This is a genomic window from Pseudomonas phoenicis, from assembly GCF_047302395.1.
In the GTDB taxonomy this organism is placed as follows: domain Bacteria; phylum Pseudomonadota; class Gammaproteobacteria; order Pseudomonadales; family Pseudomonadaceae; genus Aquipseudomonas.
The window spans coordinates 4797551-4815396 of the sequence record NZ_CP154852.1; the positions used below are offsets into that span (position 1 = coordinate 4797551).

The 17846-nt window shown below is 66.5% G+C and carries 12 protein-coding genes; 8 read left to right on the forward strand and 4 right to left on the reverse strand.

The genetic code is table 11. The features are described from left to right. Positions 1–11 precede the first annotated feature (11 nt). On the reverse strand, positions 12–2210 hold the full coding sequence (locus AA0Z93_RS21725; protein ID WP_413046949.1) for a TonB-dependent receptor: 2199 nt from the start codon (positions 2208–2210) through the stop codon (positions 12–14). A gap of 359 nt (positions 2211–2569) precedes the next feature. Beyond that, entirely contained in the window at positions 2570–2707 is a 138-nt protein-coding gene (locus AA0Z93_RS21730) for a hypothetical protein (protein WP_413046948.1), read from the reverse strand. Between AA0Z93_RS21730 and AA0Z93_RS21735 the strand changes: the two genes are divergently transcribed. Further along, positions 2706–3662, forward strand: a complete 957-nt coding sequence (locus AA0Z93_RS21735; protein WP_413046947.1) for a LysR family transcriptional regulator — start codon at positions 2706–2708, stop codon at positions 3660–3662. The two genes, AA0Z93_RS21730 and AA0Z93_RS21735, sit on opposite strands and share 2 nt — an antisense overlap. 239 nt (positions 3663–3901) lie before the next feature. Here the strand turns inward: AA0Z93_RS21735 and AA0Z93_RS21740 are convergent, their stop codons facing one another. Beyond that, positions 3902–8767 (reverse strand): NAD-glutamate dehydrogenase, encoded by a 4866-nt coding sequence (locus AA0Z93_RS21740; RefSeq protein WP_413046946.1) that lies wholly within the window; start codon positions 8765–8767, stop codon positions 3902–3904. A gap of 327 nt (positions 8768–9094) precedes the next feature. On the opposite strand from AA0Z93_RS21740, the gene AA0Z93_RS21745 reads away from it, so the two are divergent. Further along, positions 9095–9448 carry a hypothetical protein gene (locus AA0Z93_RS21745; protein WP_413046945.1) on the forward strand — a complete coding sequence of 118 codons (354 nt, stop codon included), beginning with the start codon at positions 9095–9097 and terminating at the stop codon, positions 9446–9448. Between the two features lie 22 nt (positions 9449–9470). Here AA0Z93_RS21745 and AA0Z93_RS21750 read toward each other — a convergent pair whose 3' ends face one another. Further along, complete coding sequence (locus tag AA0Z93_RS21750) at positions 9471–10793, reverse strand: T6SS phospholipase effector Tle1-like catalytic domain-containing protein (RefSeq protein ID WP_413046944.1); 1323 nt, start codon at positions 10791–10793, stop codon at positions 9471–9473. 228 nt (positions 10794–11021) lie between these two features. On the opposite strand from AA0Z93_RS21750, the gene AA0Z93_RS21755 reads away from it, so the two are divergent. Genes AA0Z93_RS21755 through AA0Z93_RS21780 form a run of 6 tightly spaced genes read left to right on the forward strand, consistent with a single transcriptional unit; the run spans position 11022 to position 17827 of the window. Continuing rightward, positions 11022–11981, forward strand: coding sequence for an AAA family ATPase (locus tag AA0Z93_RS21755; RefSeq protein ID WP_296268688.1), 960 nt, complete (start codon positions 11022–11024; stop codon positions 11979–11981). Positions 11982–11985: 4 nt separating this feature from the next. Next, positions 11986–12927, forward strand: coding sequence for a DUF58 domain-containing protein (locus AA0Z93_RS21760; protein ID WP_413046943.1), 942 nt, complete (start codon positions 11986–11988; stop codon positions 12925–12927). Beyond that, positions 12924–13421: a DUF4381 domain-containing protein gene (locus AA0Z93_RS21765; protein WP_413046942.1), complete on the forward strand. Its 498-nt coding sequence runs from the start codon at positions 12924–12926 to the stop codon at positions 13419–13421. The genes AA0Z93_RS21760 and AA0Z93_RS21765 overlap by 4 nt, the downstream gene beginning before the upstream one ends. Continuing rightward, on the forward strand, positions 13414–14490 hold the full coding sequence (locus AA0Z93_RS21770) for a vWA domain-containing protein (RefSeq protein WP_413046941.1): 1077 nt from the start codon (positions 13414–13416) through the stop codon (positions 14488–14490). The genes AA0Z93_RS21765 and AA0Z93_RS21770 overlap by 8 nt, the downstream gene beginning before the upstream one ends. After that, a complete protein-coding gene (locus AA0Z93_RS21775) occupies positions 14487–16208 on the forward strand; it encodes a VWA domain-containing protein (RefSeq protein ID WP_413046940.1) in 1722 nt (573 codons plus the stop codon). Before AA0Z93_RS21770 ends, AA0Z93_RS21775 begins: the two co-directional genes overlap by 4 nt. Then, on the forward strand, positions 16205–17827 hold the full coding sequence (locus tag AA0Z93_RS21780) for a BatD family protein (RefSeq protein WP_413046939.1): 1623 nt from the start codon (positions 16205–16207) through the stop codon (positions 17825–17827). Before AA0Z93_RS21775 ends, AA0Z93_RS21780 begins: the two co-directional genes overlap by 4 nt. Positions 17828–17846 lie beyond the last annotated feature (19 nt).

Below are 17846 nucleotides of genomic sequence, written 5' to 3' on the forward strand. Positions count from 1 at the left end.
TCCTGAAAGGGTCAGAAATCTTTGCGCAGTTGCACGCCGAAATAGCGCTCGTCGTCGCGGGGCACCACGCGGGTGCTGCTGGCGCCCGAGGTCAGCACCGTAGAGTAGGATTTGTCGGCCAGGTTCTTGCCGATGAACGCCACGCGCCAGCCGGCGTCGTAGTCGGCCAGCGCCACGCTGGCGCCCCACAGGCCGAAGGCGCCCTGCACGGTGTTGGGGTTCTGGTCGAGGCTGTACTGCACCTCGCTCTGCCAGCTGTAGTCGGCGCCCAGCTCCAAGTCCCAGCCGTTGTCGAGCGGGATGGTGTAGTCGGCGCGCAGGTAGCTTTTCCAGTCCGGAGTGAAGGGCAATGGCTGGCCGTTGATGTTGCAACTGGCGGCGGCGCCGGCCGGGCAGCCGAAGTCATCGATGCGCGCGTGGGTGTAGGCCAGCGCACCGGAGATCTTCAGCTGCTGGGTGGCTTGCAGCGCGTAGTCCAGTTCCACCCCTTCGCTGGTCACCGAGCCGGCATTGATCAGGCGTGTCACCACCGAGGTGCCGACTACGTCGTAGAAGTTGGCCTGATAGTTGTCGTAGGTGGAATGGAACAGCGCAAGGTTGGCGGTCAGGCGGTTGTTCCAGGCGCTGCTTTTCAGGCCGATTTCGTAGGTGTCGGAGGTTTCCGGGTCGAGCGGCTCCAGGTCCAGCGCCTGCATGTTGAAGTAGACGTTGTAGGCCGGCCCTTTATAGCCGCGCGAGTAGGTCGCATAGGTGGTGAGCTGGTCGTTGATGTCGTATTGCAGACCCACCCGGCCCGACCCGCCGTTGTCGCGGTGCGACCCGCTGCTGCCGAACGAGGGTCGAATGGAATTGACCTCCACGGGCGATGAGGACACGCGGCGGTGGTCGTATTCGATTTCGTCCAGGGTCCAGCGCAAGCCGAAGATCGCGCGCAGATCGTCCCGGAAGTTCAATGTCGTCTCGCCGAACAGCGCGTAGCTGTCGTTGCTGGCGCTGTACTCGGCGCGGCCGGTGTTGGGCACTGCGGCGTTGACCGACAGGCGTCGGTAGGTTTCTTCGGATTTACCATGGAACAGGTAGGTGCCGAGCACGTATTCGGCGAACTGGCCTTTGGGCGAAGTCAGGCGAAACTCCTGGCTGAACTGGTCGTAATCGACATCGCCCTCGTCATGCACGGCGGTACGCGGCAGGGCTGCGGTGAAGTCGTTGTCCTGGTATTGCGTGTTGTCCCAGCCGCGCCAGGCGCTGACCGAGGTCAGGGTGAAGTCGGCCAGGGTCCAGTCGGCCTGCAGCGACAGGCCACGATTGGTGTCTTCGACGTAGGTGCGGTAGTCGCTGCTGATCTTGCGGTTGCCGCTGCCTGCCACCAGCGGCGCGATGGTCGCGGCGACGGCGGCACTGGGCCGCACCAGCACCGAAGGCGTGTCGTTCTCGCCATCGCTGTAGTCGCCGATCAGGGTCAGCTTGAGATCGTCCTGGGGCTGAAACTGCAGCTTGCCGCGTACGCCCTTGCGTTCGTAGCCGTTGGTGTCGTGGCCGTTGACCAGGTTCTCGACATTGCCGTCGTAGTCGCCGAACGAGGTGGTCAGCGAGCCCTTGAGGGTGTCGCTCAGGCGTCCGCCCAGGCCGAAGCGCACGCGGTTCTCGTTGCCGCCGCCGAAATGCGAATAGTCGACGAAACCGTGGGTCGCCTCTTCCGGGTCGCGGGTAACGACGTTGAGCACGCCGGCCGACGCGTTCTTGCCAAACAGCGTGCCTTGGGGGCCGCGCAACACTTCGATGCGGTCCACGTCGAGCAGGTCCAGGGTCGACTGGCCTGGGCGGGCATACACCACACCGTCGATCACCGTGGCCACGCTGGGCTCCACGCCCGGCGAGGTGGAAATGGTGCCGATGCCGCGCACGAACAGCGAGCTGTCCTTGTTCGAGGCGCTGCCGCGGTAGTTGAGCGTCGGCACTTGCTGGACGATGGTGGCGACGCTGTTGCGGTTCTCGCGCTCGAGCTGCTCGCCATCGACCACCGTCACCGCAACCGGCACCTGCTGCAGCGACGCTTCGCGGCGGGTGGCGGTGACGGTCACGGACTTGAGCGTAGGCGCCGCCTGCACAGCGGCCTCGGCGGGCGGCTCGGCGCTCTGGGCATAGGCGCTCGGCAGGCACAGCAGCCCGAGCAACGCGCCCCGAGGGAGCGTGCGGGTGATTGGCTTCATGGTTCTGATCCCCTGGTTCTGGCTAATGGCTGCCGCTGAAGCACTCGCCGAGCGTTCGAGGCGTTCGGTCGGTGATGGGGCTTCCCAGGGTTGGGTCAGGTCTTCAACGGGCGGGTGGTGAGTGGCGCGCTAGGTGTGGTGGTGGGGCGCAGTTTTAGCAGCCGGGTCAGCGAGGTGTACAAGGCGAAAAGCGCATGCCCTCCATGCATGCGGCGTCTGGACGCGTTGCGCCGTAAAGACCATGGGTTTTGCCAAACCCGCTTGGACGGCGCAGCGGCTCTGCGGCGCAGCGTTGCTGGCGACTCGCGACCGAAGACGATGGAGAACGGGTGACGCCGATTCGAACGATCGAGATATGGTTATAAAAAATCGATATTTAAAATCGAAAAGTTATCGATGTACCGTTCATCGACCTTTCGCCCGCGGGTATAGCGGCTTAAATCCGCCTTGTGAAACGCATTCGGTGCATCACCTTCATTCTTTTCGAGACTGGCCATGGACCTTCACCAGCTACGCCATTTTCTGGCCCTTGCCGACCACGGCAATTTCACCCGTGCCGCGCAGGCGAGCTTCATCACCCAGTCGGCCTTCAGCCGTAGCATCCAGGGCCTGGAGCACAACCTGGGCTGTCAGTTGGTCGAGCGCGGCGGGGGCGGTCGTGGCGTATCGCTGACCGCCAAAGGGTTGGTATTGCGCGCCCGCGCCCGCGACCTGCTCGATGGGGTCAAGCATTTGCGCAACGAGATCCTTGGCGCCGAACAGCCGCCCGCGCCGGTGCTCAGCCTGGGCTGCGGCCCGGCCCCGGCCGCCCGCCTGGTGCCGGCTGCGCTGGCCGAATTCATCGACCGCCACAGCGACACCTGCATCGACTTGCGGGTGGATGCGCCTGATGTGCTCAAAGGTTTGCTGGACAGCGGCGAGATCGAATTCCTGATCGCCGACCTGCGCCACATCCAGGCCGACCAAGGCTACGTCACCCAGGCCCTGCGCCCGAGACGCTTCGAACTGTTCTGCCGCCCGCAACACCCTTTGCACACCGCGTTGGACCGCTCGTTCAGCGCTCTTGCCGACTACCCGCTGGCCTGCTCGTCATTGCCTACCGAACTCAAGGCGTTGCTGCGCGAACATGCCGGTCGTAGCGCACTGCCGATCAACCTGCAGTGCAAGCACACCGACGTACTGGTGCAGATGGTGACCGGCTCGGACCTGGTGGGGATTGCGGCGGAGGATGTGGTGGCGCACCTGGTGGCGCAGGGGTTGGTCGAGCGCTTGCGTTTCGCTGACGCGCCGCAAGGGTTGTTGATCGGTGGGACGTGCTTTGGGGTGGTGTACCGGGTGGATAGACGCTTGTCGGCGCAGGCAGTGGAGGCCATCGACCACATTTCCCGGATCGATGCCGGTTATGTTGCGACGGACTTGGAGCGTACGCAGCACTTCGATCTGGCGATTTGAGACGCCTGCGGTGGGGTCATATCTTTTCCAGTGCCCCCAGCTTCACGGCTCGATATCGGTTAGTCAGCAGTCGGGGCCGCTTCGCGCCCCATCGCGGCTGAAGCCACTCCTACAGGTTCAAACATGGTCCTGTAGGAGCGGCTTCAGCCGCGATGGGGCGCGAAGCGGCCCCAATAGCACTATTTCATCCAACAGACCGACCTTGACCCCAAGGCCGGTGTGTCTTTTTCACACAACGATCAGGACGGCACCACCACCGCCTGCCCACTCAACGCCAGATCGACCAGCTCACGGTTGGCAACCGCATACATGGCATAGTCATGCCCCGATGCGTTGCGCAGGTCGTCGAGCATGGCGCGCCAGCGCTCGGCCATCGCGCGGTGTTGGTCGATCCACAAGGCCACGCGGGCGTCCATGTCCTGCGGGGCGTCGGCCATTTGCAGCACGGAGATGGTGATCGCGCGCTGTTGCAGGTCGATGTCGTCGCGGAAGGCTTCGCGGGCCAGGGCCTGCCAGTTGTTCTCCACCGGCAGGTTGCTGATCTCCTGCAAGTACCAGGTCAGGTCCAGGGCGCTGCCCACGGCGAAGAAGGCCTTGGCCACCTGGGCCGGGTCGTGGCCGGTGACGTCCGAGGCTTCGATGATCGGCAGCAGGGTGTACAGGTGCGTGGTGCCGGCCACCATGCGTGCCAGCAGTTCCGGCACGCCCGCGTCGACGAAGCTCTGATAGCGCACCATCCAGCGTTCGCGGGTCGGCCCTTCCAGCAGTTCGTCGAGCTTGAGCCCCAACTGCGCGATCTTCGGCCCGAAGTGCGCGGTGTCGCGGCCGGCGTCCTGTTCGTTGCGGCGGCTGCGCAGGAACCAGCGGGTGGCGCGGCGGCCCAGACGCATCAGCTCGTCCATCAGGGTCAGCTGGATGTCGGCGGGCACCTGATAGTCCAGCGCTTCGATCTGACGGAACCAGTGCGGCAGGTGGAAGATGTCGCGCACGATCACATAGGCACCGGCGACGTTCGCCGCGCTCATGCCGGTGGACTCCTTCAGGCGCTGCACGAAGGTGATGCCCATGTTGTTGACCAGATCGTTGGCGATCTGCGTGCTGACGATCTCGCGCTTCAAGCGGTGGCGGCGCATGGCCTCGGCGAACTTGTTCACCAGCGACGGCGGGAAGGCGGTCTCCATGTCGCGGGTCAGGTACTCGTCGTCCGGCACTTCGGACTTGAGCAACTGCTCCTTGAGGTCGATCTTGCTGTAGGAGATCAGCACCGACAGCTCGGCACGGGTCAGGCCCTGGCCTGCGGCCAGGCGTTCGGCCAACTGCTCTTCGGACGGCAGGAACTCGATGGCGCGGTCCAGCTTGCCGCGCGCCTCCAGGTCGGCCATCAGCCGCTTGTATTCGGCGATGCGCTCGCGCACGCGGCGTGCGGCCAGCGACAGGGCCTGGGTCTGCTTGTAGTTGTTGCCGAGCACCAGGTGCCCGACTTCTTCGGTCATGCTGCCCAGCAGCTGGTTGCGCTGCTTCTCGGTCATGTCGCCACCCTGCACCACTTCGTTGAGCAGGATCTTGATGTTGACCTCGTGGTCGGAGCAGTCCACGCCACCGGCGTTGTCGATGAAGTCGGTGTTGGTGGCGCCGCCGTGCAAGCCGAACTCGACGCGGCCCAACTGGGTCATGCCGAGGTTGCCGCCCTCGCCCACCACCTTGCAGCGCAGCTCGTCACCGTTGACGCGCAGCGCATCGTTGGCCTTGTCGCCGACATCGGCGTGGCTTTCGCTGCTGGCCTTGACGTAGGTGCCGATGCCGCCGTTCCACAGCAGGTCGACCGGCGCCTTGAGCAAGGCGTTGAGCAGCTCGGTCGGGGTCAGGCGGTCGGCCGTGATGGCGAAGCGCTCTTTCATCTGCGGGCTGATGGCGATGCTCTTGGCACTGCGCGGGAAGATACCGCCGCCTTCGGACATCAAGCTGGTGTCGTAGTCGGTCCAGGCCGAACGCGGCAGCTCGAACAGGCGCTTGCGCTCGGCGAAGCTGCTGGCGGTGTCGGGATTGGGATCGATGAAGATGTGCAGGTGGTTGAAGGCAGCGACCAGTTGCAGCTTGTCGGACATCAGCAGGCCATTGCCGAACACGTCGCCGGCCATGTCGCCCACGCCGATCACGGTGATCGGATCTTCCTGCACGTTGATGCCGCGCTCGCGGAAGTGGCGTTGCACGCCGACCCAGGCGCCACGGGCGGTGATGCCCATCTTCTTGTGGTCGTAACCGGCCGACCCGCCCGAGGCGAAAGCGTCGCCCAGCCAGAAGTCGTAATCGATGGCGATGCCGTTGGCGATGTCGGAGAAGGTCGCGGTGCCTTTGTCGGCCGCCACCACCAAGTACGGATCGTCATCGTCGTGGCGCACCACGTTGGCCGGTGGCACCACGCCGCCGTCCTTGAGATTGTCGGTGATGTCGAGCAGGCCGCTGATGAAGATGCGGTAGCACGCCACGCCCTCGGCGGCGATCTCGTCGCGGCTGCCGCCCAGCGGCAGACGCCGCGGCAGGAAGCCGCCCTTGGCGCCGACCGGCACGATCACCGAGTTCTTCACCTGCTGTGCCTTGACCAGGCCCAGCACTTCGGTGCGGTAGTCTTCCTCGCGATCCGACCAGCGCAGGCCGCCACGGGCGACGTTGCCGAAGCGCAGGTGCACGCCCTCGACGCGCGGCGAATAGACGAAGATCTCGAACTTGGGAACGGGCTTGGGCAGCTCGGGGATCAGCCGCGGGTTGAACTTGAAGCTGAAGTACGACTTGTTCTGGCCGCTGGCATCGGTCTGGTAGAAGTTGGTGCGCAGGGTGGCCTTGATCAGGTCCAGGTAGCGGCGCAGGATGCGGTCCTCATTGAGCACCTGAACATCGTCCAGGGCGGCGAGGATGGCTTGTTCCAGGCGTTGCTGCTTGTCTTCCAGATCGTCCTGGGTGAGCTTGCGCGCCAGGTAGAAGCGGGTCTTGAACAGACGCGTCAGTTCGCGGGCGATGTCGGTGTGGTTGTTCAGCGTGCTGGCGATGTAGCCCAGGTCGAAGCCCAGACGAATCTGTTTGAGGTAGCGGGCATAGGCACGCAGCAGCGCCACGTCGCGCCATGGAAGGCCGGCGGTCAGCACCAGGCGGTTGAACGCGTCGTTCTCGGCGTCGCCGCCGACGATGTGGATGAAGGCGTCCTGCAGCACGTCGTTGAGCTGCTGGATGTCCAGGTTCAGGCCTTCGCTGTAGGTGAAGGCGAAGTCGTGGATCCAGTACTCGCGGCCTTTGGCATGGCGCAAGCGGTACGGGAATTCGCCCAGCACGCGCAGACCGAGGTTCTCCAGGATCGGCAGCACGTCAGACAGGGCCAGCGGCGTGTCGGCGTGGTACAGCTTGCAATGCAGGATGCGCTCGCCGACCTGGGTCAGCGGCTGGTAGAAGCTCATGGCCAGCGGGCGTTGCTCGCTCAGCGCCACCACGTGCTGCAGGTCGACCACCGCCGAGTGCGGCGCGAAACGCTCGCGGTAACCGGCCGGGAAGCCTTTGGGGAAGTCGGCGAGGATGTTGGTGCCCTGGGCCTCGCCGAAATTCTCCACCACCAGCGAGGAGTAGTCGTCCTGCCACGAACGGCAGGCCTGGATCACTTCCTTTTCCAGTTGCTGTGGGTCGATGTCGAGGCGGTTCTTCGGGTCGACACGCAGGATCAGTTGCACACGCGCCAGCACCGACTCGGAGAAGAAGGTCCAGAACTCGCAGTCGCTGGCCTTCAGCCGTTCCATCAGGACCTGCTGGATCTTCTGCCGCACCTCGGTGGAGTAGATTTCGCGCGGGATGTAGGCCAGGCAGTAGCAGAAGCGGCCGTACGGGTCCTTGCGCAGGAACACGCGGATCTTGTTGCGCTCCTGGATCTGCACGATCGACATGACGGTGTTGAACAACTCGTCGATCGGGGTCTGGAACAGGTCGTCGCGCGGCAGCACTTCCAGCACCTGGGTCAGCTCTTTGCCCAGGTGCGCCTTGGCGTCGAAGCCGGAGCGGCGCTCGATCTCGGCCACCTTGACCCGCAGGTAGGGAATGGCGTGCACGTTCTCGCCATACACCGACGAGGTGTACAGGCCCATGAAGCGGCATTCCTTGATGACCTTGCCGTCGGCGTCGAGCTGGCGGATCGAGACGTAGTCCGGGTAGGCCGGACGGTGCACGCGGCTGGGCAGCGCGGCCTTGGCGAACGACAGCAGCAGCGGCTCGTTGAGGTAACCCACGGCGTAGTCTTCGATGCGCAGTTCTTCTTCGCTCAGGCCCACGCGCAGACGGCTCGGCAGGCCGAGGAAGGACTGCTGGTCGTAGTTGATGCGCCCGCCCTGGCTGTCGGCCGAGACGGTGAACTCTTCGTAGCCCAGGAAGGTGAAGTGGTTGTCCAACAGCCACTCGAGGAACGCGGCGACTTCGCCCTTGTCGTGCTGCACCGGGGCGTAGGGGCTCTGCTCGACCAACTGGATGACTTCGCGCAGGCGCGCCTTCATCGGTTCGAAATCGGCCACCGCCACCCGCACTTCGGCCAGCACCTGCTCGATTTCGCGGCTGAGCATGGTCAGCTCGCCGGCGTTGGCGCAGCGGTCGATCTCCAGGTACATCAGCGACTCATGCTGCACGCCCTCGCCTTGCGAGCCTTTGGGCAGCAGTTCGAGCAGTTCGCCTTTGGGCCCGCGGCGCACGCTGAGCACGGTGGTTTGCAGGGTGTGGATGCTGTAGCCGTGGCGGTTGAGCTCGGTGCGTACCGAATCGACCAGGAACGGCAGGTCGTGGTGCAGCACCTCGACCACGGTGTGGGTCGACTGCCAGCCGTTGCGCTCGTAGTCGGGGTTGTACACCCGCACTTGCGGAGTCTGGGGGTCGAAGCGCTCGACGATGCGCCAGGCAGACAGGGTGCAGCCGACCAGGTCGGAGAGCCGACGCTGGGTGAGTTCATCCAGGGAAATGATGCCGAAGAACTGCTCGGCGAACAGTGCCACCTGGGGCAGGTTCTGTTCGCTGGTGTGCTGCGCCAGGGCCGATCGCAGTTGCTGCTGGAAATCGGCCTTGCTGGCTGCGGTGAAAAACGCCATCTGTGGTACTCCGCTTTTGGCTCTTGATCGTAGGGAAGCGTTGCGTGCGCGCCCGGGTCGCACCGGCCATGGCCGGCGAGACGCCCGAGGCGCGATGAACCAGGCGTTGAGCGTGCATGGCACGCTCAGCGTGCGATGGGTATCTGCAAAAGCGACTGTGGCTGACACTGTGCCTTTACGGGTAACCATCGGCTGGGCAGCTTAACGACTGGTCGGTCAGGCCGCTTCCGAGGCTGCGACATATTCGGTCAAGGTGGGGCAATATGTCGCAGCGTTAGGCCATTTCCCCCTGGCAAAATTCCCTTTCATCCAATTCCCGAGTTCGCCATGCACCTGAAGACAGCGCAATTTCTCGCTACCCCCTGCGACGATGAAGAAGACGACATGGCGACCCTGTGCTGCTTCGCCGGCAACGGGCAGATGTTCCTGATGACCCGCTACCCCGACGAAGACACCCTCGACCTGACCCTCGACGACGCGCCCTCGACCCTCGACGGCTTGAGCGTGACCTTCAGCCCCACCCGCCTGACGCTCGAAGTGGCGCCAGGCGACCGTGATGCGCTCAAGGGCGACGAACGGCTGGAGATCGAGCACGCCACGCCGGCGGCGGACCTGCCCGAAGTCATCCAGACCCTGCGCATCCTGCTCGAAGGTACCGGCGAGCTGATCGTCGAAGCCTGAGCCCTTCGAACGCCGCGCAGGCTCAGCCGACCGGATTGGCATGCACCTTGCGTACCCCCTCCGCTGCGGGGCGGTTGACGAAGACCGGGTCCAGTACGCTGTCGCGCCATTGGGCGACGGCATTCCAGTGCGCCGATGCATGGATATAACGGCGCTGCAGCAAGGCCTGTTGCTCGGCATCGAGCGCGAGGGAGGTGCGACGCCCCAGGGCGTAGTCGTGCAAGCACGCGCTGATCGGCACCAGCTCCCCGGGCAGTGCTGTCAGCCGTAGCGCGTCCAGCGCAGCGAATGGCACACCGGCGGCACAGGCCCGTTCGCGCATCACGCTCAGATACACCCGCGACAACGCCCCGCTGACCTCCCGCTCGCGGCAAGGCGCGGCATAGACCCATTTGCTCGGCGCTTCACGGCGCGCGTTGTGTTCGGTGCCAGGCACCTCCCAGGTGCGCAGCAGCGCGCCGGTTCGCTGCTCCATGGGCAGAGCGCTCAAGGCCTGCGCGGCGTTGCGGTACGCCGCCGTAGCCTCGACAGCGGTCGACAGGGCGACTTGGCAGGAGAACGGTTGGCTCATCAACACCGCCTCCTGTATCAGCGGCAGGTAACCGCCGCCGATGTCGGCATGCACCCCCGGCAGAGCCAGGTCATTGCCGCTGGCCACCAACGGGAAGTTGTGCCGGTGCTCGTGCGCGGCGACCAACTGCCAGACCTGGCGAGCGATGCCTTCGGCAAGCCCCAGGCGCAACTTGCCCATCCCGCCTGCGACCGGGTTGCGGGTCGTCGGGTCGAGAATCGCCGCCACCGTATCGAACAGACCGATGAAATTGAGGGCCACGCCGCGCTCGAGCGTGGCGGCCCAGGCAGCATCGCGATCGGCTGGGTCGACCACTCGGTTGGCGAAGTGCCGCGCCGCGGCCGCGCCACGGCTGAAACCGAACAGATCGAATTCGACGCCTGCCAGGGGCCGCTGCGATTGGCGCTGCGGCCAGGCGCGCACGCGCTCGGCCACCCACTGCAACGCCTGCTGCACGCGGGCCTCGACACCTGTGGGGCCGACACCGCTGGCCTGGTCGAGAACGAGGTCGGGCGCGCCGGCCTGGGTGCCGACGCCTTCGACGTACAGCGGCATGCAGTGCATGGCCCCCTGCGCATCTTCGCCCTCGGGGTAGAGCCGGTGCAGCAGCGCGACATTGCTCAGCGCATTGGCGTAGCTGCCCGCAGCACCCTGCGCCGGGTTGTCCGCGTCCGAGACGGCGTTGGCCTGGTTGTTGCCGGTGCCGTCGAAGAACACGCCAATACGCAGAATGATGGGGGCCTGTGGGAAAGTTTTCGTAGCTTCGAGTGACATCGCGATACACCTGCTGATGAATGGGACGTCAGCAGATGCCAATTGGCTTGAACTCGGCATAAGCAAAGTCGGCTCAATGTGCAGGGCATTTCCCCATTGAATGCCAGACCTCGCCGATAAATATGCGCGCTGCCATTGGTCGGCATGCCTGTGGATGGATTAAAGTAGCAGCCCCTGCCGGTACGGATGTCCCACATCCGCCCGGCGCCTGCCCAGGAAGCCTCTCCGATGGAACACCGCGACGCGTTGAATGCGCTACGCACTTTCCTCTCCTCCCAGATCCTGGGCCAGGAACGGCTGATCGATCGCCTGCTGATCGTGCTGCTGGCCGACGGCCACATGCTCGTCGAGGGCGCCCCCGGGCTGGCCAAGACCCGCGCCATCAAAGAGCTGGCCGAAGGCGTCGAAGCGCAATTCCACCGCATCCAGTTCACCCCCGACCTGCTGCCGGCCGACATCACCGGCACGGAAATCTATCGCCCGGAAACCGGCAGCTTCGTGTTCCAGCAGGGGCCGATCTTCCACAACCTGGTGCTGGCCGACGAGATCAACCGCGCCCCGGCCAAGGTGCAGTCGGCGCTGCTCGAAGCGATGGCCGAGCGCCAGGTCAGCGTGGGGCGCAGCACCTACGACCTGTCGCCGCTGTTTCTGGTGATGGCCACGCAGAACCCGATCGAGCAGGAAGGCACCTATCCGCTGCCCGAAGCGCAGCTCGACCGCTTCCTGATGCACGTGAAGATCGGCTTCCCCGACGCCGCCGTGGAACGGCGCATCCTCCAGCAGGCCCGTGGCGAGGCGCTGGGCGGGGAAACCAAGCCGCAGCGCCAGGTCAGCCAGCAGGCGATCTTCGCCGCGCGCAAGGACATCCTCGGTCTGTACATGGCCGACGCCGTGGAGGAATACCTGGTGCAACTGGTGATGGCCACGCGCACGCCCGGCAAGTTCGACGCCGAACTCGCCGACTGGATCGCCTATGGCGCCAGCCCGCGCGGTTCCATCGCACTGGACCGCTGCGCGCGTGCGCATGCCTGGTTGGCGGGGCGCGAATTCGTCAGCCCAGAGGACATCCAGGCGGTGCTGTTCGATGTGCTGCGCCACCGCATCATCCTGTCGTTCGAGGCCGAGGCTGCGGGGGTCGACCAGGACCGCGTGGTGCAGCGCATCCTCGACGTCGTCGCCGTCGCCTGACCCCATGCCCACTGCCCAGTCGGCCGAACCCGGCATCCGCATCGGCCTGAGCGAGCTGATCGACATGCGCCACCGGGTGCGCGAGATCCAACTGTTCTCCCGACCGGGCCAAGGCAGCCCGCTGGTGGGCCTGCACCACTCCAAGCTGCGGGGGCGCGGCGTGGATTTCGACCAGGTGCGGGTGTACCAGGCCGGCGACGACGTGCGCAACATCGACTGGCGCGTCACCGCACGCACCCAGGAACCGCACACCAAGCTGTTCCACGAGGAGCGCGAGCGGCCGATCTTCATCCTCATCGAGCAGAGCCAGCGCCTGTTCTTCGGCACCGGGCTGATGTTCAAGTCGGTGCTCGCCGCCCAGGCCGCGGCACTGTTCGGCTGGGCCGCGCTGGACCACAACGACCGCATCGGCGGCCTGGTGTTCGGCGCCAGCGAGCCCCACGAAATCAAGCCGCGGCGCAGCAAACAAAGCCTGTTGCAACTGCTCAACCGCCTGGCCCGGGTCAACCAGGCGCTGCACACCGATAGCGCCCCCAGCGACAGCCTGGGCCTGGCCCTGCGCCGTGCCCGCGAAGTGCTGCGCCCCGGCAGCCTGGCGATCGTCGTGTGCGACGAACGCGCCTTGAGCGAGCAGGCCGAACAGCACCTGGCGATGCTGTCGCGGCACTGCGACCTGCTGCTACTGCCGGTCTCCGACCCGCTCGACCATGCCTTGCCTGCGGCAGGCCTGCTACGTTTCGCCCAAGGCGATGGGCAACTGGAACTCGATACCCTCGACGCCAACCTGCGCCAGGCCTACCACCGCCAGGCGCAGGCGCGTATCGAGCGCTGGGAGGTGCTGGCGCAAAAGCTGCGCGTGGTGTTGATTCCGCTGACGACCCGCATGGCGCTGATCGAGCAGTTGCGCGAACACACGAGCGCGCAACGCGCCGGGAGCGGCCGGTGAACGCCCTGGACGACCTGCAACCGCTGATCGCCCCACCCGCCATCGGCTGGTGGCCGCCCGCCCCCGGCTGGTGGCTGCTGCTGGTCGCTGTGCTGGCGCTGGGCTGGGGCATCTGGCGCCTGCGCGGTTGGCGGCCACGGCGCCGACCGTCGCCGGTGCTCGCCGAGTCGGCCATGGACCCGGTGCGCAGCGCGGCCCTGGCCGAACTGGCACGCCTGCCGCGCCCCTATGACGGCGCCCCGGCCGGTGCCTGGCTGCAGCAGATCAACGCCCTGCTCAAACGCCTGTGCCGCAACCATTACCCAGGCGCCAACAGCCATACCCTCAACGGCCGCCAGTGGCTGGCGTTTCTCGACAACCGCTGTCCTGCCGCCGGGCTCACGCGCTGGATGGTGTTGGTCGAAGGTGCCTACAAGCCCGAGTGCAAGCTCGACGACAAAGCCATCGCCGGCCTCAGCCAGGCGGTCGACACCTGGATTCGCAAACATGTTTGAACTGGCCTGGCCGTGGATGCTGCTGCTCGCGCCGCTGCCGTGGCTGCTGCGCCTGTTGTTGCCCGCCGCCGACAGCGGTGAGCCGGTGCTCAAGGTGGGCTTTCTGCCGGAGCTGGAAGCCCTGGCCGGCCGCCGCGCGCGCCTGAACCTGCCGACCTGGCGCCAGCAGGCGCCCTACGTGCTGATCTGGCTGCTGTTGCTGATCGCCGCCGCACGCCCGCAGTGGCTGGGCGAGCCGGTACCGGTGGCCGCCAGCGGCCGCGACCTGCTGGTGGCGGTGGATGTGTCCGGCTCGATGGACTACCCCGACATGCAATGGCACGGCGAAGACGTCAGCCGCCTGGACTTGGTCAAGGCACTGATGGGCGATTTCCTCAAGGACCGTAAAGGCGACCGCGTGGGGCTGATCCTGTTCGGCAGCGAGGCTTACCTGCAAGCCCCGCTGACCTTCGACCGGCGTACCGTGCGCAGCTTTCTCGACGACGCCTTGATCGGCATCGCCGGCAAGAACACCGCCATCGGCGACGCCATCGGCCTGGCCGTGAAGCGTCTGCGCGAGCGGCCGGCCAACAGCCGGGTATTGATCCTGATCACCGACGGCGCCAACAACGGCGGCCAGATCCATCCGCTGACCGCCGCACGCCTGGCGGCCCAGGAAGGCGTGCGCATCTACACCATCGGCATCGGCGCCGACCCCTCGGCCACCGGCACGCCAGGGTTGATCGGGCTCAATCCCAGCCTGGACCTGGACGAAGCCTCGCTGCGGGAGATCGCCGGCATCACCCAAGGCAGTTACTTCCGTGCCCATAGCGGCGCGGAACTGATGAACATCGGCGACACCCTCGACGAGCTGGAGCCGGTCACCCAGCAGCCGACCCAGGCCCGCGCCGCCACGGCCCTGTACGCCTGGCCGCTGGCCCTGGCCCTGCTGCTCAGCGTGCTGCTGGTGTGTGCGGCGCTGTGGCCCGACAACCGCCTGCAACGCCAATGGCGCAAGCCGCGTTTCCTGCAATCCCCGCCGCAGTGGCGCCAGCAGCTCAAGCGGCTGCGCTTGGGGAGCCGGCGATGAGCGAGGTCTGGCCGCACTGGCTGCGCCCGCTATGGCTCTTGGCCCTGCCGTTGCTGGCCTGGTTGTTGTTCAAACTGTGGCATCGCCGCCAGCGCGCCGGGCGCTGGCAGTTGATCGTGCCCGCCCAGTTCCACGCCACACTGTTGGGCGGCGGCAGTGGCGGCAAGCGCAAACTGGCCTGGATCGCCCTAGGCCTGGCCTGGCTGTTGATCGTCCTGGCCTTGCTCGGGCCGAGCTGGCAACGGATCGAGCAAAGCCATCAGCGGCCTGCCGACCCGTTGGTGATCCTGCTGGAAATGACCCCGGCGATGATGGCCGAGGATGCCGCGCCCAACCGTCTGGAGCAGGCCCGGCGCAAGATCCTCGACCTGCTCGAGCAACGCCGCGACAGCCAGACCGCGCTGATCGTCTATGCCGGCAGTGCCCATACCCTGGTGCCACTGTCGGACGACTTGGCCACTACGCGCAACCTGCTCGAAGCCCTCGACCCATCGATCATGCCCCAGCCCGGGCAACGCGCGGACCTGGCCGTACGCAAAGCGCTCGCGCTGCTGGCGCAGAGCGACCTGGGCCAGGGCCGCCTGCTGCTGCTCGGCTCGTCCTTGAGCGAGCATGAGCGCAGCGGCATCCGCCGCGCCTTGGGCAGCCACGGGCCGAGCCTGCTGATGCTGGGCATCGGCAGCGCCGAGGGCGCGCCCATCCGTCAGGCCAACGGCGAATACCTCAAGGACGAACAAGGCGGCATCCTCGTGCCGCGCCTGGACGGCGCCAGCCTCAAGCGCTTCGTCAACGACACCGGCGGGCGCTATCGCCACGTGCGCGTGGACGACCTCGACCTGCGCGGCCTGGGGCTGTTCGACGCCCCGCGCGACGTGCGCAGCGACGGCCAGACCGTACAGCTCGACAGCTGGTTCGACCAGGGCTATTGGCTGCTGCTGCCGCTGCTGCTGTTGGCCGCCTGCGCCGGTCGCCGCGGCTGGCTGTTCTGCCTGCCGCTGCTGCTGGCCCTGCCGCAACCGGGCCAAGCGTTCGAGCTGCGCGACCTGTGGCTGCGCCCCGACCAACAAGGCATGCGTCTGCTGGAGCGTCAGCAACCGGCGCAGGCGGCGCAGCGTTTCGACGATGCGCAGTGGCGTGGCATGGCGCTGTACCAGGCCGGCGACTTCGCCGGCGCCGCCCAGGCCTTCGCCGAAAGCGACAGCGCCCAAGCCCATTACAACCGTGGCAACGCCCTGGCCCGCAGTGGCGAGTTGGAGGCGGCGCTGGACGCTTATGACCAGGCGCTGGACCGGCAGAGCGACCTGCAACCGGCCCTGGCCAACCAGGCGCTGGTCCAGCAAGTGCTCGACCAACGCACCGCCAGCGCACAGGCGCAGCCCAACGCTGGCGCCGACGCCCAGGGCATGCCCGGTAGCGACAGCGATAGCGACAGCCGCTCGGCCGGCACCCCACTGCCCGACAATCCCGGCGACGAACCGCGCGCCGGCGAGGTCCAGCAAGGTGAAGCCAACCGCGCCAGCCAGGCCCCCGGCAGCGAAGCCGGGGGGCAGGACGACGACCGCGTGAGCGCTCCCGCCCGCCCCACCGCCGGCAGCCTCGACGTCGAACAGCGCCAGGCCCTGGAGCAGTGGCTGCGCGAAATCCCCGACCACCCCGCGCAGTTGCTACGGCGCAAATTCTGGTATGAACAGCAATTGCATCAGGAAGAGTCTCAATGAGCCGCTTTGGCGCCTTCGTACTGGGCCTGTGCTGGACGCTCCTGGCCCAGGCCGAGCCGACCCTGCAGGCCAGCGTCGACCGCACCCGCGTGCAGGCCGGCGAAACCCTCGAGCTGATTCTCGAGAGCCAGGACGTCACCCAGTTCGGCAAACCCGACCTGTCGAGCCTGGAGGCCGATTTCGAGGTGCGCGGCACGCGCCAGCTCAACAGCCTGCACACCCTGGACGGGGAAACCCGCGCCAGCACGCGCTGGATCGTCTCGCTGCTGCCGCGGCGCAGTGGCACCTTGACGATTCCGGCGCTGCAACTCGGCCAGTCGCACAGCCAGCCCATCGAGCTGCAAGTCATGCAGGCCGACGCCTCGCGCGCCGGCGCCACCGCGCAGGTGTTCATCGAAACCAGCCTGGATGCGCCCGAGGTGTACGTGCAGGCGCAAGCGGTGCTGACGGTGCGCATCTACCATTCGGTGGCGCTGTACGACGACAGCAGCTTGAGCCCGGTGCAAGGCGAAGGCCTCAAGGTCGAGACCCTGGGCGAATCGCGCACCTACGAAAAAGACATCGAAGGCGTACGCCATGGCGTGATCGAAACCCGTTACGCGCTCTACCCGCAACAAAGCGGTCCGTTGCAGATACCGGGCCTGACCTTCACCGCCACGGCCGCCGCCGACGGCGGCAATGGCGCAGGGAGCGCTGGCGGGCGGCAGGTGCAGGCCACTTCCAACGCTCTGACCTTGACGGCCAAGGCGATTCCCGCCAGCTACCCGAAGAACCTGCCCTGGCTGCCCGCGCGCAGCTTGAGCCTGGAAGAAGGCTGGAGCCCCGACCCGACGCAGCAACCCACCCGCATCGGCGACTCGCTGACGCGCAGCATCACCTTGCGCGCTCAGGGCCTGTCCAGCACCCAACTGCCCCCCCTGCCGGCCACCGAACTCGACGGCCTGCGCCGCTATCCCGACCAGGCGCTGCTGCGCAACGACACCGACGAGCGCGGCATGATCGGCAACCGTGAAGAGCGCGAGGCCCTGGTGCCGGTGCACAGCGGCCTGCTGATGCTGCCCAGTGTGGAGGTGACCTGGTGGAACACCCGCGAGGACCACCTGGAGCACAGCAGCCTGCCGGCGCGCAGCGTGCTGGTGCAAGACAACCCCGCATTGGCCGGTGAGACCCAAGGCGGCGATCCGCGTACCGGCATCGGCTTGCTCTGGCCCTGGCAACTGGCGTCCGCGCTGCTGGCCGCCACCAGTGTCCTGGGCCTCACCCTGTGGTGGCGCGCCCGCTCGCGGCCGGCGGTATTGCGCGTGGCGCCCAGCGGGCCGAGCCCACGTACGCTGCTGGACGACCTCAAGCGCGCCTGCCAGGCCAACGACCCGCACGCCACGCGCCAAGCCCTCGATGCCTGGGCGCGGCAGCAGCCGGAAACGCTGGCGGAAATGGCGGCACGTTTCGTGCCGCTGTCCGAGGCGTTGGATGGGTTGAACGGGGCGCTGTACAGCGAGAGTGGGCAGCATTGGCAGGGCGGCGATTTGTGGCGAGCGATCGGCGATATTCCGCAGGCTGAAGCAGGTGAAGTGCCCAAGGCCGAGGCGAGTGGGCTACCGCCCTTGTATCCCAAGTGAACGGGCCCGACAGCGTCGG

Bases quoted from the DNA above. Each gene is read 5' to 3' on its own strand.
- AA0Z93_RS21725 (WP_413046949.1), bottom strand. From the start codon at position 2,210: ATGAAGCCAATCACCCGCACGCTCCCTCGGGGCGCGTTGCTCGGGCTG.
- AA0Z93_RS21735 (WP_413046947.1), top strand. From the start codon at position 2,706: ATGGACCTTCACCAGCTACGCCATTTTCTGGCCCTTGCCGACCACGGC.
- AA0Z93_RS21730 (WP_413046948.1), bottom strand. From the start codon at position 2,707: ATGGCCAGTCTCGAAAAGAATGAAGGTGATGCACCGAATGCGTTTCAC.
- AA0Z93_RS21740 (WP_413046946.1), bottom strand. From the start codon at position 8,767: ATGGCGTTTTTCACCGCAGCCAGCAAGGCCGATTTCCAGCAGCAACTG.
- AA0Z93_RS21745 (WP_413046945.1), top strand. From the start codon at position 9,095: ATGCACCTGAAGACAGCGCAATTTCTCGCTACCCCCTGCGACGATGAA.
- AA0Z93_RS21750 (WP_413046944.1), bottom strand. From the start codon at position 10,793: ATGTCACTCGAAGCTACGAAAACTTTCCCACAGGCCCCCATCATTCTG.
- AA0Z93_RS21755 (WP_296268688.1), top strand. From the start codon at position 11,022: ATGGAACACCGCGACGCGTTGAATGCGCTACGCACTTTCCTCTCCTCC.
- AA0Z93_RS21760 (WP_413046943.1), top strand. From the start codon at position 11,986: ATGCCCACTGCCCAGTCGGCCGAACCCGGCATCCGCATCGGCCTGAGC.
- AA0Z93_RS21770 (WP_413046941.1), top strand. From the start codon at position 13,414: ATGTTTGAACTGGCCTGGCCGTGGATGCTGCTGCTCGCGCCGCTGCCG.
- AA0Z93_RS21775 (WP_413046940.1), top strand. From the start codon at position 14,487: ATGAGCGAGGTCTGGCCGCACTGGCTGCGCCCGCTATGGCTCTTGGCC.
- AA0Z93_RS21780 (WP_413046939.1), top strand. From the start codon at position 16,205: ATGAGCCGCTTTGGCGCCTTCGTACTGGGCCTGTGCTGGACGCTCCTG.